The sequence below is a fragment of the Vibrio sp. 1401 genome, assembly GCF_033340295.1.
The window spans coordinates 1-692 of sequence record NZ_JAWOWF010000376.1; the positions used below are offsets into that span (position 1 = coordinate 1).

Sequence of the window (692 nt, forward strand, 5' to 3'; positions counted from 1 at the left end):
TCTGAGGTATCTTTCACTCTCTTAGACACGCTAAGTAAATGTAGGCGATAGTAAGCCCCTCTACCCATTAAATAAGCCCAAAGAGGATCAAGGTTTTTATCTTTAAGTCCAGCGTAGGCTATATCTCCAAACACAACATATTCTAAAGGTTTGAGATATGGGTTAGCGATAAGAGCAACACCGATCACCTGCATCACATCCGAACGTTTATCTTGTGTTGCAGCCTCAATGTAATCCTGAAAAGCATCATCTTCCATGTCGATATTGGCATTTCTCATTAAGCATTCAGGCGTAGCGCAACTCGCTTTAAAACGCACATTAAACGATTCATCATTCACTACTAGATTGCGTCGATAACTGCCATCTTGAGAGAAATTATCAGCCTTTTCTGTCTGGCGTGATAACCGATTCTCTTCGACTTTTCTAAGCGCACCACCTCCCTCAATGAAACCATTTTTGACCTGATGAATAAGATCATATCCAGTCTCATAGGAAATATTGCCCCCGTTGTACCCTTTCAAGATAACATCGAACGCTTCGCTAAATTCTTTTACCGCTTGGCTGTGAACCGAAGTTTCCAGATCCAATGCGGGAAGAAAAATTAATAATTCTTCAATCGCCTTTTGAGCTTCGACCTCTAGCTGTCTTCTTTTTCGATTTCGTTCCCAACGGGCGTAATCTTCTTGGGTATA

At 41.5% G+C, this 692-nt stretch carries 1 protein-coding gene; it reads right to left on the reverse strand.

Features of this window, described 5'->3' with window-relative positions:
• Positions 1-692: hypothetical protein (locus R7Z77_RS25725; protein WP_318137095.1), on the reverse strand; the 692-nt coding region annotated here is incomplete at both ends.